At 70.6% G+C, this 16,598-nt stretch carries 17 protein-coding genes and 1 pseudogene; 14 read left to right on the top strand and 4 right to left on the bottom strand.

All coding sequences use genetic code 11. The features are described 5' to 3' along the window. The first annotated feature begins 109 nt into the window (after window positions 1-109). The 5 genes from glnII to ACZ3II_RS42515 all read left to right on the top strand — a co-directional run bounded on the left by glnII (window position 110) and on the right by ACZ3II_RS42515 (window position 4,777). Window positions 110-1,120 carry a glutamine synthetase GlnII gene (gene glnII, locus ACZ3II_RS42535; protein WP_465526403.1) on the top strand — a complete coding sequence of 337 codons (1,011 nt, stop codon included), beginning with the start codon at window positions 110-112 and terminating at the stop codon, window positions 1,118-1,120. Between the two features lie 189 nt (window positions 1,121-1,309). Continuing rightward, on the top strand, window positions 1,310-1,639 hold the full coding sequence (locus tag ACZ3II_RS42530; protein WP_465526401.1) for an STAS domain-containing protein: 330 nt from the start codon (window positions 1,310-1,312) through the stop codon (window positions 1,637-1,639). Further along, window positions 1,632-2,009 carry an ATP-binding protein gene (locus tag ACZ3II_RS42525; RefSeq protein ID WP_465526399.1) on the top strand — a complete coding sequence of 126 codons (378 nt, stop codon included), beginning with the start codon at window positions 1,632-1,634 and terminating at the stop codon, window positions 2,007-2,009. The genes ACZ3II_RS42530 and ACZ3II_RS42525 overlap by 8 nt, the downstream gene beginning before the upstream one ends. An 87-nt stretch (window positions 2,010-2,096) precedes the next feature. After that, window positions 2,097-4,439 (top strand): rhamnogalacturonan lyase family protein, encoded by a 2,343-nt coding sequence (locus ACZ3II_RS42520; protein WP_465526397.1) that lies wholly within the window; start codon window positions 2,097-2,099, stop codon window positions 4,437-4,439. A 56-nt stretch (window positions 4,440-4,495) separates the two neighbouring features. After that, on the top strand, window positions 4,496-4,777 hold the full coding sequence (locus tag ACZ3II_RS42515; RefSeq protein WP_465526395.1) for a TM2 domain-containing protein: 282 nt from the start codon (window positions 4,496-4,498) through the stop codon (window positions 4,775-4,777). Here ACZ3II_RS42515 and ACZ3II_RS42510 read toward each other — a convergent pair whose 3' ends face one another. Continuing rightward, window positions 4,778-6,277 (bottom strand): PP2C family protein-serine/threonine phosphatase, encoded by a 1,500-nt coding sequence (locus ACZ3II_RS42510; protein WP_465526393.1) that lies wholly within the window; start codon window positions 6,275-6,277, stop codon window positions 4,778-4,780. A 79-nt stretch (window positions 6,278-6,356) separates the two neighbouring features. On the opposite strand from ACZ3II_RS42510, the gene ACZ3II_RS42505 reads away from it, so the two are divergent. Beyond that, window positions 6,357-6,668 (top strand): hypothetical protein, encoded by a 312-nt coding sequence (locus tag ACZ3II_RS42505; RefSeq protein ID WP_465526391.1) that lies wholly within the window; start codon window positions 6,357-6,359, stop codon window positions 6,666-6,668. Between the two features lie 484 nt (window positions 6,669-7,152). Here ACZ3II_RS42505 and rho read toward each other — a convergent pair whose 3' ends face one another. Continuing rightward, a complete protein-coding gene (gene rho / locus ACZ3II_RS42500) occupies window positions 7,153-8,214 on the bottom strand; it encodes a transcription termination factor Rho (RefSeq protein WP_465526389.1) in 1,062 nt (353 codons plus the stop codon). A gap of 204 nt (window positions 8,215-8,418) precedes the next feature. On the opposite strand from rho, the pseudogene ACZ3II_RS42495 reads away from it, so the two are divergent. Then, window positions 8,419-8,658: pseudogene (locus ACZ3II_RS42495) on the top strand (helix-turn-helix domain-containing protein); the annotation flags it as partial. Window positions 8,659-8,752: 94 nt separating this feature from the next. Here the strand turns inward: ACZ3II_RS42495 and ACZ3II_RS42490 are convergent. After that, complete coding sequence (locus tag ACZ3II_RS42490; protein ID WP_465526387.1) at window positions 8,753-9,604, bottom strand: L,D-transpeptidase; 852 nt, start codon at window positions 9,602-9,604, stop codon at window positions 8,753-8,755. 80 nt (window positions 9,605-9,684) lie between these two features. Here ACZ3II_RS42490 and ACZ3II_RS42485 point away from each other — a divergent pair, with 80 nt between their 5' ends. Together ACZ3II_RS42485 and ACZ3II_RS42480 are read left to right on the top strand one after the other, a co-directional pair. Further along, complete coding sequence (locus ACZ3II_RS42485) at window positions 9,685-10,692, top strand: LLM class flavin-dependent oxidoreductase (RefSeq protein WP_465526385.1); 1,008 nt, start codon at window positions 9,685-9,687, stop codon at window positions 10,690-10,692. Continuing rightward, window positions 10,668-11,786: an S-4TM family putative pore-forming effector gene (locus ACZ3II_RS42480; RefSeq protein WP_465526383.1), complete on the top strand. Its 1,119-nt coding sequence runs from the start codon at window positions 10,668-10,670 to the stop codon at window positions 11,784-11,786. The genes ACZ3II_RS42485 and ACZ3II_RS42480 overlap by 25 nt, the downstream gene beginning before the upstream one ends. Window positions 11,787-11,964: 178 nt before the next feature. On the opposite strand, the gene ACZ3II_RS42475 is transcribed toward ACZ3II_RS42480, so the two are convergent. Continuing rightward, window positions 11,965-12,582: a TetR/AcrR family transcriptional regulator gene (locus ACZ3II_RS42475; RefSeq protein WP_465526381.1), complete on the bottom strand. Its 618-nt coding sequence runs from the start codon at window positions 12,580-12,582 to the stop codon at window positions 11,965-11,967. Window positions 12,583-12,672: 90 nt separating this feature from the next. Here ACZ3II_RS42475 and ACZ3II_RS42470 point away from each other — a divergent pair, with 90 nt between their 5' ends. The 5 genes from ACZ3II_RS42470 to ACZ3II_RS42450 are packed head-to-tail and all read left to right on the top strand — an operon-like array spanning window position 12,673 to window position 16,569. Next, complete coding sequence (locus tag ACZ3II_RS42470; protein ID WP_465526379.1) at window positions 12,673-13,821, top strand: acyl-CoA dehydrogenase family protein; 1,149 nt, start codon at window positions 12,673-12,675, stop codon at window positions 13,819-13,821. A 20-nt stretch (window positions 13,822-13,841) separates the two neighbouring features. After that, a complete protein-coding gene (gene fabG, locus ACZ3II_RS42465) occupies window positions 13,842-14,591 on the top strand; it encodes a 3-oxoacyl-ACP reductase FabG (protein WP_465526377.1) in 750 nt (249 codons plus the stop codon). 15 nt (window positions 14,592-14,606) lie between these two features. Next, complete coding sequence (locus ACZ3II_RS42460) at window positions 14,607-15,767, top strand: acyl-CoA dehydrogenase family protein (protein WP_465526375.1); 1,161 nt, start codon at window positions 14,607-14,609, stop codon at window positions 15,765-15,767. Between the two features lie 21 nt (window positions 15,768-15,788). Continuing rightward, entirely contained in the window at window positions 15,789-15,944 is a 156-nt protein-coding gene (locus ACZ3II_RS42455) for a hypothetical protein (protein ID WP_465526373.1), read from the top strand. A 10-nt stretch (window positions 15,945-15,954) separates the two neighbouring features. Beyond that, entirely contained in the window at window positions 15,955-16,569 is a 615-nt protein-coding gene (locus tag ACZ3II_RS42450; protein ID WP_465526371.1) for a CG0192-related protein, read from the top strand. Window positions 16,570-16,598 lie beyond the last annotated feature (29 nt).

Genomic DNA, 16,598 nt, shown 5'->3' with positions numbered 1-16,598 from the left:
CGGGGGTTAGCCTTCTGGCGCCGCGCCTGGGTTTAGCGGGTATTCATCGGGTCTATCCAGGCTAGGCGGAGTACGCCCCGAGTACCCCTGTTAGAGGAGAATTAGGACGATGGCGGTCAAGGCCGAATACCTGTGGGTCGACGGAACGCAGCCCACCGCGAAGCTGCGCTCGAAGACCAAGATCCTGGCCGACGGCGAGAAGCCCGGTATCTGGGGCTTCGACGGCTCCAGCACCAACCAGGCGCCCGGCGACAAGTCGGACTGCGTGCTCCAGCCGGTCTTCATCTGTCCGGACCCGCTGCGCGGCGGCGACAACATCATCGTGCTGTGCGAGGTCGAGCTGATCACCGGCGCGCCGCACCCCACGAACACCCGCGCCCCGCTGCGTGAGGTCGCCGAGAAGTACGCCGACCAGGAGGCGATCTTCGGCATCGAGCAGGAGTACACCTTCTTCAAGGACGGCCGCCCGCTGGGCTTCCCGGTCGGCGGCGGCTACCCCGCCCCGCAGGGTGGCTACTACTGCGGCGTCGGCGCGGACGAGGTCTTCGGCCGCGAGATCGTCGAGGAGCACATGGACGCCGTGCTCGCCGCCGGCCTGCACCTTTCCGGCATCAACGCCGAGGTCATGCCCGGTCAGTGGGAGTTCCAGATCGGCCCGGTCGGCGCTCCGCTGGTCGCCGACGAGCTGTGGGTGGCCCGCTGGCTGCTGTACCGCATCGCCGAGAAGCACGGCGTCTCCGCCACCCTCGACCCGAAGCCGGTCAAGGGCGACTGGAACGGCGCCGGCGCGCACACCAACTTCTCCACCAAGGCCATGCGCGAGGGCTACGACGCGATCATCGCGGGCGCCGAGGCCCTCGGCAAGAAGCGTCAGGAGCACGTGGACGGTTACGGCGCCGGCATCGACCAGCGTCTGACCGGTCTGCACGAGACCGCCCCGTGGACCGAGTACAGCTACGGCGTCTCGGACCGTGGCGCGTCGGTGCGTATCCCGTGGCAGGTCGAGAAGGACGGCAAGGGCTACCTCGAGGACCGCCGCCCGAACGCCAACGTGGACCCGTACATCGTCACCCGCCTGCTGATCGACACGATCTGCGGCGACGCGGCCGGCCAGGCCTGATCCGCACCGCCGAAGGCCGCCGCGCGTTTCGTACGCGCGGCGGCCTTCGCCGTTCCGCCCTCGAACGCACTCGCCGCCCTGGTCGGCAGCTTCCCCCGCACGGGGTGACCGGCGGTAGCGCCGAACCGGTCCCCGGGATGACATGATGACCGGGGCACGCGTACGCCCGCGGGAAGGACACGGCAGTCGATGGCGAACTTCGAGGCGAGGACCTCCGGTGGGAGCGGCCGGATCACGGTGGCCCTCGCCGGTGAGTGCGACCTCAGCGCCCGGGAGCATCTCACCGCCGTCCTGCTGGACGCGGTGCACCGCGCCCGGGCCGTCTTCGTCGACCTGGCCGGCCTCACCTTCCTCGACTCCAGCGGAGTGCACAGCCTGATCACCGCACATCACGCGGCCAAGCACAGCGGCGGCCGTGTTTACGTCACCAACGCGGCCGGGCCGGTCGCGGGGGTCCTCGCGATGACCGGCCTCGACTCGCTGCTGCGCGCCCCGGCCGAAGAGCGCCGTCATGCCTGACGTCACCGACGGGATGTCGTACGCCGTCCCCGACGACCTGCGCCGGGTGCGGGCCTTCGTCACCGAGCGAGCGCTCGCGCTCGGCCTGCCGCCCACCCGCGTCGACGTGCTCACCCTCGCCGTCAGCGAGCTGACCACCAACACGCTTCAGCACACCTCCGGCGGCGGCCACATCCGGCTCTGGACCGAGAACGGCAAGCTCGTCTGCGACGTCGTCGACCAGGGCGAGGGCCGGCCGTTCGGCCGCGCGATGCCGTCCGCCGAGGCGGTTCGGGGGCGGGGCCTGGCGATCGTCGAGCTGGTCTGCGACTCCGTCCACACCACCACGGTGCCCGGCGGCACCCTCGTACGCATCTGCCTCAATCTTTAGATCTTTTCTGTTATCGCCTGTGGGCTGCGGCATCTACCCGGGTGGACCCCGTGTCCATCCCCCGCATCCCCATGCGAAAGGAACACCATGTCCTCAGCGAGTACCCGGCGGCGGCGCCGGGCACTGACGGCTGCCGGCGTCCTGGCGGTCGCCGTGCCGGCCGGCATCGTGGCGGTGTCCATGATCCCGGCGGCCGCGGCGGCGACCCCGGTCACCGGCGGCGTGTACACCCTGGCCAACGGCGCGAGCGGCAAGTGCGCCGACGTCACCGGCGCGTCCACCGCCAACTCGGCGCTGCTCGTCCAGGTGGCCTGCAACAGCGCGGCCACCGGCCAGCAGTGGAAGGTGGCCGGTCAGGGCAACCTGGTCAACGGCAACAGCGGCCGGTGCATCGACGTGCCCAGCTCGTCGACGGTGTCCGGCACCCAGCTGCAGCAGTACGGCTGTGGCGACGGCACCAAGACCAACCAGCTCTGGACGTTCGCCGCCTCCACCGCGGCGTCCGGGAAGTTCCTGGTCAAGAGCGCTGCCACCGGGCTGTGTGTCAGCAACAAGGACGGCTCGACGGCCGGCAACAACCCGGTCGTTCAGGAGACCTGCTCGGACATCGCCCGCATGCAGTGGTCGTTCAACCAGGTGTCCGGCCCGACGGCCACGCCGACGGCGACCGCCCCGGCGCAGAGCGGCCGGCAGATGGAGGACCTGGACCGGGGGCTGATCAGCGTACGGTCCGGCAGCGCCAACCTGGTCTCGTGGCGGCTGCTCGGCACCGAGGCGTACACGACCGGCTTCAACGTCTACCGGGCCGGGGTGAAGGTCAACGCCACCCCGGTCACCAACGCCACGAACTACCTGGACTCCGGGGCGGCGGCGAACGCGTTGTACACCGTCAAGGCCGTGGTCAACGGTGTCGAGCAGGCCGCCTCGCCGGCGTCGCTGACGTTCGGCAACGGGTACCTGGACGTGAAGCTGTCGATCCCGGCGGGCGGGACGACCCCGGACGGTGTCGCCTACACCTACTCGGCCAACGACGCGTCGGTCGGTGACGTGGACGGTGACGGGGTCTACGAGATCTTCGTCAAGTGGGATCCGTCGAACGCCAAGGACAACTCCCAGTCCGGATATACCGGCAATGTCTATATTGATGCTTATTCTTTGCAGGGATCTCGGCTGTGGCGCATCAACCTGGGCAAGAACATTCGTGCCGGCGCGCACTACACCCAGTTCCAGGTGTACGACTACGACGGTGACGGCAACGCCGAGATCGCCATGAAGACGGCAGACGGCACCATCGATGGCGCCGGCAAGGTGATCGGCTCGTCGACCGCCGACTACCGCAACTCCTCCGGGTACGTGCTGTCCGGCCCGGAGTACCTGACCATGTTCAACGGCCGGACCGGCGCGGCGCTGTCCACCGTCAACTACACGCCCGCCCGCGGGACCGTGTCGTCGTGGGGCGACTCGTACGGCAACCGGGTCGACCGGTTCCTCGCCGCCACCGCGTACCTCGACGGGCAGCGGCCCAGCCTGATCATGGCCCGCGGCTACTACACCCGGGCCGTCATCGCCGCCTGGGACTTCCGCAACGGCACGCTGACCAGCCGGTGGACCTACGACTCCGGCAACAGCAACACCGGGGCGTACGGCCAGGGCAACCACAACCTGTCGATCGCCGACACCGACGCCGACGGCAAGGACGAGATCATCTACGGCGCCGCGGCGATCAACGACGACGGCAGACTGATGTGGCGTACGGGTCTCGGCCACGGTGACTCACTGCACGTCGGCGACCTGATCCCGTCCCGTCCCGGCATCGAGGTGTACCGGCCGTCCGAGTCCACGACGCAGCCGACCGACGCGATGCTCGACGGGCGGACCGGGGCGGTCATCTGGTCGCACCCCTCCTGCGGCTGCGACAACGGCCGCGCGGTCGCCGGCGACGTCTACGCCGGCAGCGCCGGAGCCGAGGCCTGGTCGTCGTCGGTGAGCGGCCTGTCCAGCACCACCGGCGCCAACGTCGGCCGCAAGCCGTCGTCGACCAACTTCCTCGCCTGGTGGGACGCCGACCCGGTCCGTGAGCTGGTCGACGCCACCCGCGTCGACAAGTACGGCACCAGCGCCGACACCCGGCTGCTGACCGCCTCCGGGGTGGCCTCCAACAACACCACCAAGCAGACCCCGGCCGTCTCCGGCGACCTGTTCGGCGACTGGCGCGAGGAGATCGTCTGGCGCCTGTCCGACTCGTCGGCGTTGCGTATCTACAGCACCCCGACGGTCACCGACCGGCGGATCACCACGCTGATGCACGACGCGCAGTACCGGGTCGCGGTCGCCTGGCAGAACACCGCCTACAACCAGCCGCCGCACCCGAGCTTCTTCCTCGGCAACGGCATGACCACCCCGGCCAAGCCGAACATCTACGTCCGCTGATTCCGTCGGCGGGGCCCGGCGGGTAGGTTCGCCGGGCCCCGCCGCATGATGGGCCGATGGACGAGATGCGGTATCGCGCGCGGCGGGCCGAGTTCGAGTACGACGGGGTACGCAAGGATGCGCGGACGGCGTACCTGCTCTGGTGCCTGACCGGGATCATCGGCGGGCACCGGTTCTACCTGGGCGACACCGGGCGGTCGATCGCGATGCTGTTCACGCTCGGCGGCCTCGGCCTCTGGACGCTCGCCGACCTGTTCCTGATCGGCCGGCGGGTCCGTACGGTCAACCATGCCCGGCGCGCGGCGATCATGGGCCGCCACGGGATCGTCGAAGGCTAGCTAGGCCAGGACCCGGACGGCGAGGGTGCAGGTGTCGTCGTCGGGGCTCGGGGCGTACAGCATGCGGTGGATGCGGGGCAGCGGCTCCGCGCCCGGATCGGCGGAGACCGCCGACAGGTGCTCGCGGATCTCGTCGGTGCGGCCGCCGCCCAGGTGACGGCGTTCCACCAGGCCGTCGGTGAAGAACAGCACCAGGTCGCCGGGCTCCAGCCGGGCGTGCACGGTGGTGAAGTCGATCTCCGGTTCGGCGCCGAGGAGCAGACCCGGCGGCGGGTCCAGCTCGGCGGCCCGGCCCTTCCGGCCCAGCAGCGGCGGCAGGTGCCCGGCCCGCGCCCACGGCAGCGCCCGGGTCCGCGGGTCGTAGATCGCCACCAGCGCGGTGCCGGTGATGCCGAGCTGGGCGCACAGCCGGTTCATGTGGCGCAGCAGCTCGCCCGGTTCCCGGATGCCGATCGACAGCCACGCCACCAGCGCGAACCGCAGATGTGCCATCCCGCTGGCCGCCTCCAGGCCGTGCCCGGCGACGTCGCCGATGGCCAGCGCGACCAGGCCGTCCGGCAGGGTCTGCGCGTGGTACCAGTCGCCGCCCACCTGCACCGCCCGCTCGGCCGGCAGATAGGACACCATCGCCTCCAGGCCGGCCAGCGGGAACGGCGCCGCCGGCACCGGCTGGATCATGTTCTGCAGCTGGCCGGCCAGCCGGTGCTCGGCCAGCGCGGTCAGCTCCTTGCTGCGCAGCCGGTCGCTGAGCGTGTCGATCTCGGTGCGGTACTCCACCCGAGCCGTGACATCCTGCACCACGGCGTAGATCTTCACCGGCGCGCCGGCGGCATCCCGCGCGGTGTCCGACAGGATCCGCAGGTGCTTGACCTTCCCACCGATCCGGAACCGGACCGTCACGTCCGAGGTGGCCCCGCTGTCCAAGGTCTGCCAGGCCGCCTCGGCCAGTCCCCGGTCCTCCGGCAACATCGCCCGCGCCTGGTCGGTCCGCGACAGCGGACCCAGCTCCGGATCACGGCCGAACAGCCGGTACATCCCCGGGGACCACTCCGAGACGCCGGTCGTCAGGTCGAACTCCGACCAGCCGAGATTGCCCAGCACCTCGGTGTGCTCCAGGCGGCGCTGATGCTCGTCGACGCGCTGCCACCACACCAGCAGACCGCCCAGCACCCGGAAGACGCTGATCTCGAAACGGGAGTCGGCGACCACGCCGGTGCGGTTCTCCGCGTACCGGAACTCCTCCAGCCGGCCCGGCGTGCCGGTGGTCATCACCTCGACGTACACCCGCCACAGCGGACCGTCCGGCAAGGTCGGGTACAGCTCGCGGAGCATGCTGTCGACACGCTGCGTGCCCCGGTTGAAGATGTCCCGCATCCGGTCGCTGGTCGCGGCGACCCGGAAGTCCTCGATGGAGCCGTCGGCCGCGTACACCGGCACGAGCCAGGTGAAACCGACGGGCATCGCCGCGAGCAACTCGCGCACCACCGCCTCGTCCACCATCCGGGCAGCCTATCGGGGCCGGACCGGAGAAGCGCTCCCACGGCACGCACAACCCACCGTCCGGGCGCACCATGTGACTGTGGAAGCCGTCATCATCGCCGCGTTCGTGCTCGCCGTCCTGATCCCGGTGCTGTTCCTGCTCCCGGGCGTGACAGCGGAACGGGACCGGGCCCGCACCCGGGCACGCCTGGCCGTCATCGACCGCAAACTCGACGCCGTCCTGCAGCACCTGGAGATCGACATCCCGTCCGACGACCACCCGGACGTGGTGCGTCACCTCACCGACGGCCGCAAGATCCACGCGATCAAGGCGTACCGGGAGCGGACCGGGGCCTCCCTGGCCGATGCGAAAGCCGAGGTGGAGCGGATCGCCCGGGAGCGCGGTCTTTGAGACCTTCCGCGGTACGCCGTGAGCAGCCCCACGCCGCCCCCGACTCCGTGCCTCCCGCGTCCCGAAGAGTATCCGGTTGGTCTCAGGCCGGCGGAAAACCCCAGCTGGCTCTCATAGCTGTCTCCCGGCCGTCGAGACAGCCATGGGAGCCAGCCGCACAAGATCCACCGCTTCGTCGGAGGCCGGCGGGAAGGCCCGTGGTACGGGCGGCGTCCGCGTCGCGAGGGCCTGGGGGCACGGCTGGTCTGCGGGTTGCGGTCGGTGCGGAGCGCGAGCCGTCGTTCAGGTGGGTTTTGAGGGGCGGTTAGGGGGTGTGGGGTACGGCTGGGCCCGGGTTGCGGGTGCCGCGGGACGTGGGCCGTCGCGCAGGCATGGTTCGGCGGGGCGGTGACGGGTCTCAGCGACGGCTGGCGAACCTCGGGGTGACCCGGACCCTCGCATGCGGCCCGGTGGCACCTCGCGGGGTGGCCACGGTTCGTGGGGTTCACCCGTACGAAAGCGTGGTCTTGATCTTGTGCAGGAACGCCGCGTTGGACGGGGCAGCGTGCAAGCCCCGCAGCAGTTGCGTCGTGGCGTCCCGGCGGTCGGTGCCGGACAGGCTGCGCCGCAGGCGGCTGACCAGCGGAAGCTCGTCCGGGTGCAGCAGCAGCTCGTCGTGCCGGGTGCCGGAGGCGGCGATGTCGACCGCCGGGAAGATCCGCGCCTCGGCCAGCGACCGGTCCAGTTTGAGTTCGGCGTTGCCGGTGCCCTTCAGCTCCTCGAAGATCAGCGTGTCCATCGCGGAGCCGTTCTCCACCAGCGCGGTCGCGATGATCGTGATCGAGCCGCCGCCGTCGAGTGCCCGGGCCGCGCCGAGCAGCTGTTTCGGTGGGTGCAGGGCGGACGGGTCGAGGCCGCCGGTGAGGGTACGGCCGCGAGCCGGGGCGATCAGGTTGTGCGCGCGGGCCAGCCGGGTCAGCGAATCGAGCAGCAGCACCACGTCGTCGCCCTGTTCGGCGAGGCGTTTCGCGCGTTCGACGGCCAGGTCGGCGACGGCGGTGTGCTCCTGCGGCGGCCGGTCGAAGGTGGACGCGATCACCTCGCCCTTGACCGTACGGCGCATGTCGGTGACCTCCTCCGGCCGTTCGTCGATCAGCAGCACCATCAGGTGGCAGTCGGGATGATTGCGGGCGATCGCGCCGGCCAGCTCCTGCAGGACGGTCGTCTTGCCGGCCTTCGGTGGCGCGGCGATCAGGGCGCGCTGGCCCTTGCCGATCGGCGTGAACAGGTCGATCACCCGGGTGGTGAGCAGGTGCGGGTCGGTCTCCAGGCGCAGCATCTCGTGCGGGTGCACCGAGGTGCGCTGGTAGAAGTCGGGGTGCCGGGGGCCGGGCGGGCGGCCGTTGACAGCGGTCAGGTGCAGCCGTTTGCTGTCGACCAGGGTGCCGGTGAGGTGGTCGCCGCGGCGCAGGCGCAGGCGGCGCACCTCGCCGATCGGGACGGTGTCGTCGCGCAGCCAGGCCCGGTTGCCGGAGATGTCCAGCACGGCGTCTACGGGTGTGTTCATGGGTGCCTCTTCAGGTGGGGTGCGCACGAGACGCCGGCGTCGACAGCGGAACGCTGGATTACCGGGGTTGTGCTTCGATGCCGTGGGAACGGCGGGAGATCTGGATCATCGGGGGCGATCAGAGGCGCCTGCATCCGGGATCCGGTTGCCGCCACCTTAGCACGGCGATGATGATTGCCTCATCTACCAGAGGGAGGAGCCGGCATGCCACTGTTGCGGCGGGTGATCGGGGCGGTGCTGCGGCGCATCCGGCAGGCCCAGGGCCGGACGTTGCGGGAGGTCGCGGACGTGGCGGGGGTGTCGCTGCCGTACCTGTCGGAGGTGGAACGCGGCACCAAGGAGGCCTCGTCGGAGGTGCTCGCGGCGATCTGCCGGGCGCTCGGGCTGCCGATGCCGGACCTGCTCGACGAGGTGCGCAAGGAGATGCTGCGGCAGGCCGCGCCCGCGTCCCGCCTCACGACGCACCTCGCGGCCCGGCGGCAATCCGGACCCCGCTGCTCGGCCGGCCGGTGGATGGCCTGCAGCCGGGCGGTGCCGGTCAGGCTGTGACGATCACCGGGGTGCCCGGGTCGAGCTGAGCGAGCAGCTCCTTCTGAACCGCTGCGGGGGTACGGACACAGCCGTTGGAGACGTCGTCGCCGAAGACCGACCGGTCCGTCCACGCGTGGATGCCGGTGTGCGCCTTCTGCAGGCTCGCCGCCATCTTCTCCGGCTCCTCCGGCACCGAGCCGAGCACCAGCGCGTCCAGCCCGGCGTAGACCGGGCCGGACGTGCCGGTCCGCCCCATCACGAAGGTGCGGCCGAGCGGGGTCGGGGTCTTCCGGGTGCCGATCGCCACGGTCCAGCGGGCCTTCTCGGCGCCTTCGCGCAGCCAGGTGAGCCGGCGTTCGCTGAGGTCGACGACGAGTTGGTCGCGCAGCGGCTCGGCCGACCAGCCGGCACCGTCCGGGACCCAGCCGATCCGCCGGTTCGCTGCCGGGGCCAGCACGGCGACCCAGCCGTCGCGCCGGGCCACGATCGGGGCGAGCACCCGCAGGCCGCTGATCCGGGCCGGGAGGAAGGCGCGCGGGGCGCCGCCGGGCGCGTCGTACAGCGCCACCTTCGTCTCCGGGTGCAGCGCCTCGGTGATCGGCACGGCCGATGCCGGGGCCGGGTCGGCCGGCAGCCCGTTCGGGCCCTTCGCGTAGGCGATCACCGGCAGCCCGGCGGGTGGTTTCGCGGCCGGCGGGACCGTGGGCGCAACGGACACGGCGGGCGCGGACACCGGCGCGGTGGGGGCCTCGGTGAACACCGCCTGCGGCTCACTGCCCCGGGCCAGGCCGACGATGGCCACGCCGGAGGCGACGGTCACGGCGGCGGCCGTGGACAGCAGCAGGTACGGACGAGCCATCCGACCAGGGTAACGAGGTCTCGTTCGGGGGATCCAGGCGGTGTTCCGGCACTGGACAATCGCCGGATACGCTCGTGATCATGCTGCGTAAGCTGGGATTCCTCACCATCGGCCTGTTCGACGAGGCGGACCCGCGCCGGGGTCACGAGTCCACCCTCGAGATCATCGAGCTGGGGGAGCGTCTCGGGTTCGACAGCGCCTGGCTGCGCCACCGGCACCTCCAGTTCGGCATCTCCTCGCCGGTCGCCGTGCTCGCCGCCGCGTCCCAGCGGACCAGCCGCATCGAACTCGGCACCGCCGTCATCCCGCTCGGCTGGGAGAACCCGCTGCGCCTCGCCGAGGACCTGGCCACCGTCGACATCCTGTCCGGCGGCCGACTCAATCCCGGCGTCAGCGTGGGGCCGCCGATGCACTACGACAGCGTCAAGGACGCGCTCTACCCGGACGCCGAGCCGGACTTCAGCTTCACCCGGGTCTCCCGGCTGCTGTCCGCCGTCCGGGGCGAGCCGGTCACCGACTTCGCCGGCACCGAGGGCTTCGAGCAGTTCTCCGACCGGGTCCAGCCGCACGCGCCGGGGCTGGCGTCCCGCCTGTGGTACGGCGGCGGCAGCCTGCGGTCGGCCGAGTGGGCCGGCGCCCACGGCATGAACTTCCTGACCAGCAGCGTCGTCAAGGCGGAGACCGCGGAGCCGGCCGATTTCGCGGCGATCCAGCTGTCGCAGATCCGGGCGTTCCGTGCCGCCCACCCCGACGGCGACCGGGCCCGTGTCTCGCAGGGGCTGGTGGTGATCCCGACGGACAGCGCCACCCCCGAGCAGATCAAGAGATACCGGGCGTACGCCGAGAAGCGGACCCCGCGCACACTGGCCCCGCAGGGCCCGGCCCGGATGATGTTCGCCCCGGACATCGTCGGCACCTCCGCGGAGATCGCCGAGCGGCTGGCCGAGCACGTCGCTTTCCGTGAGGTCGACGAGGTCGCCTTCGCCCTGCCGTTCACCTTCGACCATGACGACTATGTCCAGATTCTTACTGATATGGCGGGCAGCCTCGGTCCGGCCCTCGGATGGCGCCCGCAATCGCCTCGGTAACCCTCCGGAGTGCTTCGGATACCGTCCGCACCATTGCCGCCATCTGGAGATATGCAAGAACATCGCTGCTTATCGGAGATAATCGTCCGTATCCGGTAAGTTTCTTCGCCCAGGTGGTGGGCGTGATGTCCGACCGTAGGCCTGTAGTCCGTCAGCGCCAGCTCGAGCCGACGCTCTGTCACCTTCTGCGTGCCATGGCCGTCTCCCATGTGCGGGTCCGGAGACTGGCCGCGATCCGGATCGCCATCTCCGTGACACTCGCCGTCGCCGGCCTCGCCACCGTCTTCGCCGGGTCGATCAACTCGACGCCGTTCATCCGGTCCCTGAGCCTGACGATCACCGTCGCCGGGGCGGTGTGGGCGCTGACGTACTCGATCGGGGTCGGCACCTGGGCACACCGCGAACTGCACCGGGCCGCGTTGCTGCAGGAGACCTTCGAGGTACGGTTCTTCCACCTGCGCTGGAACCACGTCCTGGCCGGCGACGAACTGCCCACCGAGGACGTGCACAAGCTCAGCAGCCGGTTCCGGGGGTCCGAGGATTCGCTGCGGTCGTCGTACGCGATGCCGAACCTGCCCGCCCCGTTCGACGTGCTCGCCCGCCAGCAGCAGAACCTCGCCTGGGGCGGCCGGGTCCGCCGCCGGTACGCCAAGGCGGTCCTCGCCACGATCCTCGCCTGGGCGGCGTTCGGCCTGCTCGCCGCGATGATCCGCGGATCGACGGTGACCGACTTCGTGGTGCAGTGGTGCGTGCCGTCGCTCGGCATGCTGATGCTGGGCTGGGACACGTTCCGCGACCAGCGCGGCATCCACACCGAACGGCGGCGCGTCGCCCGCTGGTCCCGTGCCCGGTGCCTGCAGTCGGCGGCGCTCAGCCAGGACCCGGTGGTCCGGGACGACCTGTGGCTGATGGCGCGGCAGGTGCAGGACCAGCTGTTCCTGACCCGGCGGCGGGCGCCGCGGGTGCCGGCGTGGTTCTTCCACCGCTACTACACCCAGGACAGCAGCGACTTCACGGCCGGCTTGGCGGAGATGCGGCGGTCCCTGCTGGACGCGGGCCTCAACGTACGTCCTCCGCCCCGTCCCCGCCCGTAGACCGTTCGCCGGAATGCCGCCGGCTGGTCGTCATGGCTGTCTCAGCGCGCCCGAGACAGCCATGAGAGCCGGCCGGGGGTGACCGGACGGCATGCATGAGCGGTGCCCGGGGGCGGCCGGTGAGGGGACGCCTGCCGTTGCCGCCGCGAGCCACGGGACTGGGGCGGCCCGTACGACCTCAGCCGGCGAGGCGGGCCGCAAGCCCGTCGACGAACATCGTCAAGGCGAAGTCGAAGCTGTCGCGGTCGACGGAGTCGGCGTGTTCGCGGAGGCGGTGGGCGTCGCCGAGGGAGGGGTAGCGGTCCAGGTAGACCTGGACGTCGTCGACGAAACCGCGGGAGAAGGAACCCATCGCCGCGCCCAGGACCAGGTATTTCGTGGAGGCGCCGATCATCGTGGCCTCGCGTGGCGGCCAGCCGGCGGCGACCAGGCCGCCGTGGATGGCGTCGGCGCGGCGCAGTGAGGCGTCGCGCTGGCCGGGGCCGCGGGCCAGGAACGGGACGATGTTGGGGTGTTCGGCCAGGGCGGCCCGGTAGGAACGGGCCCAGGTGAGCAGGCCCTCCCGCCAGCCGAGGGAGAACGCGGACACGTCCACCTTCTCCATGATCTCGCTGGCCACGTCGTCGAGCAGGTGTTCCTTGGTGGGGTAGTGGAAGTACAGCGCGGGCGCGGACACCCCCTGCGCGGCGGCGAGTTTGCGCATGCTGAGGCCGTCGAGGCCGTCCCGGTCGATGATCTCCAGCGCGGAGGCGCGGATGCCGGCCTGGCTGAGCAGGGGCGTCGTGGGCCGGGGCATCAGCGGTCCTTTCAAGCCTTGGAGAATCTAACGGTGTTAAGTTAGCATGCGTCGAGAAACCTGACAGCGTTCAATTATCGGGAGCAGCTGATGGACCTCGGTCTGACCCAGGAGCAGGAGCAGTTCCGGGCGCTCGCCCGCGAGTGGGTGGACCGCGAGGTCGTGCCGCACGCCACCGAGTGGGACCGCGCCGAGCAGGTCGACACGAAGATCGTCGGCAAGCTCGCCGAGCTGGGCTTCCTCGGCCTCGGCATCGACGAGGAGCTGGGCGGGTCGGGCGGTGACTTCCTGACGTACTGCCTGATGATGGAGGAGCTCGGCCGCGGCGACACGTCGGTGCGCGGGATCGTCTCGGTGTCGCTGGGGCTGGTCGCCAAGAGCATTCAGGCGTACGGGACCGAGGAGCAGAAGGTCCGCTGGCTGCCGCAGTTGTGCGCGGGGGAGACCCTGGGCTGCTTCGGTCTCACCGAGCCCGGCACCGGGTCGGACGCCAGCTCTCTGATCACCAAGGCGGTTCGCGACGGCGACGAGTGGGTGATCAGCGGCGAGAAGATCTTCATCACCAACGGCACCTGGGCCGGCGTGGCGCTGATCTTCGCCCGCACGGGTGGGCCGGGGCCGAAGGGCATCACAGCGTTCCTGGTTCCGACCGGCAAAAGCGGATTTGTCAGGACTGAAATCAAGGGCAAGTTGGGGCTGCGCGGCCAGGCGACCGCATCGATCAGCCTCGACGAGGTCCGAGTCGGCGATGATCACCGGCTCGGCGCCGAGGGGGAAGGCTTCAAGATCGCGATGACCGCCCTGGACAAAGGGCGCATCGCGGTCGCAGCCGGATCGGTCGGCCTGGCGCGGGGCTGTCTGGAGGCGTCGATCGCGTACGCCAAGGATCGCACCCAGTTCGGCAAGCCGATCGCGAGTTACCAGCTCGTCCAGGAGATGATCGCCGACATCGCGGTCGAGACCGACGCCGCCCGCCTGCTGGTGTGGCGCGCCGCCGACCTGGTCGACCGGCATCTGCCCTTCCGGACCGAGGCGTCGATGGCGAAGCTGTTCGCCACCGAGTCCGCGGTCAAGGCCGCCAATCAGGCCATCCAGATCTTCGGTGGGTACGGCTACGTCGACGAGTTCCCGGTCGGCAAGGCCATGCGGGACGCCCGCGTCACCACCCTCTACGAAGGCACCAGCCAGATCCAGAAACTGCTCATCGGCCGTGCGCTGACCGGGATCAGCGCGTTCTGACTCTTCGTCATGGAGGATTCATGAGTCGGGTAGCTATCGTCACCGGCGCCGCACGAGGCATCGGCGCCGCCACCGCACTCCAGTTCGCACGTGAGGGCTCGGCCGTGGCCGTGCTCGACCTCGACGAGGCCGCCTGTGCGGAGACCGTCGACCGGATCCGGTCGTCCGGCGGGACGGCTGTCGCGTTCGGCTGCGACGTCTCGGACGAGGCCCAGGTCGACGCCGTGATCAACAAGGTGGCGGGGGAGCTGGGCGGGGTTGACGTGCTGGTCAACAATGCCGGGGTGCTCCGCGACAACCTGCTGCACAAGATGTCCACGTCGGATTGGGACATCGTGATGAACGTGCACCTGCGGGGCGCTTTCCTGTGCAGCCGGGCCGCCCAGCGGCACATGGTCCCGAAGCGGTCCGGCAAGATCGTGAACACGTCGAGCGTGTCCGCGCTGGGTAACCGGGGTCAGGCCAACTACTCCGCCGCGAAGGCCGGTATCCAGGGCTTGACCCGGACCCTGGCGATGGAGTTGGGTCCCTTCAACATCAACGTCAACGCGGTGGCGCCCGGTTTCATCGTCACCGAGATGACCGATGCCACCGCCGCCCGGGTCGGTGTCTCGGCTGCCGACATGCGTGCCAAGGCGGCCGAGATCACCCCGCTGCGGCGGGTCGGCCGGCCGGAGGACATCGCCCGGGTCGTCGGCTTCCTGGCCAGCGACGCGGCGTCCTTCATCACCGGCCAGACGATCTACGTCGACGGCGGACGCCGTCTCTAGTCTCAGATTGGGTAAATGATGCGCCGCACTGTTTTCAACGAGGACCACGAGGCGTTCCGGCAGACGCTCCGGGACTTCATCGAGACCGAGGTGGTTCCCCGCTACGACCAGTGGTTCCAGGACGGTCAGGTGCCGCGGGACTTCTACAAGCAGCTCGCCGAGCTGGGCCTGTTCGGCATCGAGGTGCCGGAGGAGTACGGCGGCGCCGGCATCGACAGCTTCAAGTTCGCCGCGGTGCAGACCGAGGAGACCATGCGGGCCGGGGTGTCGTTCGGCGCGGCCGGGGCGCACGTCGCGCTCGGGCTGCCGTACCTCCTGGAACTCGGCACCGACGAGCAGAAACAGCGCTGGCTGCCGGACTTCGTCTCCGGCGACACCATGTACGCGCTCGCGATGACCGAGCCGGGCACCGGCAGCGACCTGGCCGGCATGAGCACCACGGCCAAGCTGTCGGAGGACGGCACGCACTACGTCCTCAACGGCGCGAAGACCTTCATCACCGGCGGTGTCCTCGCCGACCGGGTGATCGTCTGCGCCCGGACCTCGCCGTCCAAGCCGGACGACCGGCGGTACGGCATCACCCTGCTCAACGTCGACACCACGCTGCCCGGCTACTCGGTCGGCCGCAAGCTCGACAAGCTGGGCCTGCGCACCTCCGACACCGGCGAGCTGGCGTTCGTCGACGTGAAGGTGCCGGTGGAGGACCGGCTCGGCGAGGAGAACAAGGGCTTCTACTACCTCGGCAAGAACCTGCCGAAGGAACGCCTGAGCATCGCCTACGGCGCGTACGCGCAGGCCGCGGCGGCGGTCCGGTTCGCCAAGCAGTACGTGCAGGACCGCAAGGTCTTCGGCCAGCCGGTCGCGTCGTTCCAGAACACCAAGTTCGAGCTGGCCGCGTGCCAGGCCGAGGTGGACGCCGCGCAGGCCGTCGCCGACCGTGCCCTGGAGGCCCTGGACGCCGGCGAGCTGACCGCTGCCGAGGCCGCGTCGGCGAAGCTGTTCTGCACCGAGGTCGCGCACCGGGTCATCGACCGCTGCCTGCAGCTGCACGGCGGCTACGGGTTCATCAACGAGTACCCGATCGCCCGCCTCTACGCCGACAACCGGGTCAACCGGATCTACGGCGGCACGTCCGAGGTCATGAAGATGATCATCGCCAAGGACATGGGCCTTTAAAGATCCTTCTCTGGTACGGGGTTGACGGCGCCCTTCGCCGGACACCCCGTCCCCGGTCCACCGCGCGAGGTCCGCGGTGGACCGGACCGCAGCGCGGCCGCCGGGCCGAATGCGGTGGTCGCGGTCACCCCGCCGCACCGGATCGACGCGGGGGTGGTGGTGGACCCGGCGGCATAGGGTCTCGTGCATGGCTCTTCTTCACAAGGCGACGATCAAGCCCAGCAAGCTCGAGCTGCTCGCGCAGTGGCTGCCCACCCGTTCCTGGTTCCGCGGGGACGCCACCGCGCCGGTGCGGGTCGCCGGCGCACGCCTCGACGACCCGGCCGGCGAGGTCGGCATCGAGATCCTGATCATCAAGGCGGGCGACGGGCCGCTGCTGCACGTGCCGCTGACCTACCGGGGCGCGCCGCTGGTCGGCGCCGAGGAGTGGCTGGTCGGCACCACCGAGCACTCGGTGCTGGGGAAGCGCTGGGTCTACGACGCCGTCGGCGACCCGGTCTACGCCGCCCAGGCCGCCGAGGTGATCCGGACCGCCGGGCGCGAGGCGGCCGAGGAGGTCGAGATCGACGGCGAGCGGGTGCGCCGCGACCCGGATCTGGCGCTGCGCGGCGCGGGCACGGACGCGCCCGCCCACGGCGAGATCGTCACGGCAGCCGACGGAGACCCCGCGACCATCGGCACGTCCACCCACGAGCTGACGGTGATCCGCCACCTCGGGCCGTCCCTGCCCGGCGTGGCGCTCACCGGCGCCTGGAACGGCGACGGCTCGCCTGCCGTCCTCGCCACCCTGACTCCCCGCTGACAGCCGGCCGGCCCGAGCCGGGCGTGTGG

It is taken from the genome of Actinoplanes sp. NPDC019969, assembly GCF_055562375.1.
This window is presented reverse-complemented; position numbering and strand designations above follow the sequence as displayed.

What these genes read in the sequence shown, in the direction of transcription:
- glnII (WP_465526403.1), top strand. Translation starts at nt 110, where the DNA reads ATGGCGGTCAAGGCCGAATACCTGTGGGTCGACGGAACGCAGCCCACC.
- ACZ3II_RS42530 (WP_465526401.1), top strand. Translation starts at nt 1,310, where the DNA reads ATGGCGAACTTCGAGGCGAGGACCTCCGGTGGGAGCGGCCGGATCACG.
- ACZ3II_RS42525 (WP_465526399.1), top strand. Translation starts at nt 1,632, where the DNA reads ATGCCTGACGTCACCGACGGGATGTCGTACGCCGTCCCCGACGACCTG.
- ACZ3II_RS42520 (WP_465526397.1), top strand. Translation starts at nt 2,097, where the DNA reads ATGTCCTCAGCGAGTACCCGGCGGCGGCGCCGGGCACTGACGGCTGCC.
- ACZ3II_RS42515 (WP_465526395.1), top strand. Translation starts at nt 4,496, where the DNA reads ATGGACGAGATGCGGTATCGCGCGCGGCGGGCCGAGTTCGAGTACGAC.
- ACZ3II_RS42510 (WP_465526393.1), bottom strand. Translation starts at nt 6,277, where the DNA reads ATGGTGGACGAGGCGGTGGTGCGCGAGTTGCTCGCGGCGATGCCCGTC.
- rho (WP_465526389.1), bottom strand. Translation starts at nt 8,214, where the DNA reads ATGAACACACCCGTAGACGCCGTGCTGGACATCTCCGGCAACCGGGCC.
- ACZ3II_RS42490 (WP_465526387.1), bottom strand. Translation starts at nt 9,604, where the DNA reads ATGGCTCGTCCGTACCTGCTGCTGTCCACGGCCGCCGCCGTGACCGTC.
- ACZ3II_RS42485 (WP_465526385.1), top strand. Translation starts at nt 9,685, where the DNA reads ATGCTGCGTAAGCTGGGATTCCTCACCATCGGCCTGTTCGACGAGGCG.
- ACZ3II_RS42480 (WP_465526383.1), top strand. Translation starts at nt 10,668, where the DNA reads ATGGCGCCCGCAATCGCCTCGGTAACCCTCCGGAGTGCTTCGGATACC.
- ACZ3II_RS42475 (WP_465526381.1), bottom strand. Translation starts at nt 12,582, where the DNA reads ATGCCCCGGCCCACGACGCCCCTGCTCAGCCAGGCCGGCATCCGCGCC.
- ACZ3II_RS42470 (WP_465526379.1), top strand. Translation starts at nt 12,673, where the DNA reads ATGGACCTCGGTCTGACCCAGGAGCAGGAGCAGTTCCGGGCGCTCGCC.
- fabG (WP_465526377.1), top strand. Translation starts at nt 13,842, where the DNA reads ATGAGTCGGGTAGCTATCGTCACCGGCGCCGCACGAGGCATCGGCGCC.
- ACZ3II_RS42460 (WP_465526375.1), top strand. Translation starts at nt 14,607, where the DNA reads ATGATGCGCCGCACTGTTTTCAACGAGGACCACGAGGCGTTCCGGCAG.
- ACZ3II_RS42450 (WP_465526371.1), top strand. Translation starts at nt 15,955, where the DNA reads ATGGCTCTTCTTCACAAGGCGACGATCAAGCCCAGCAAGCTCGAGCTG.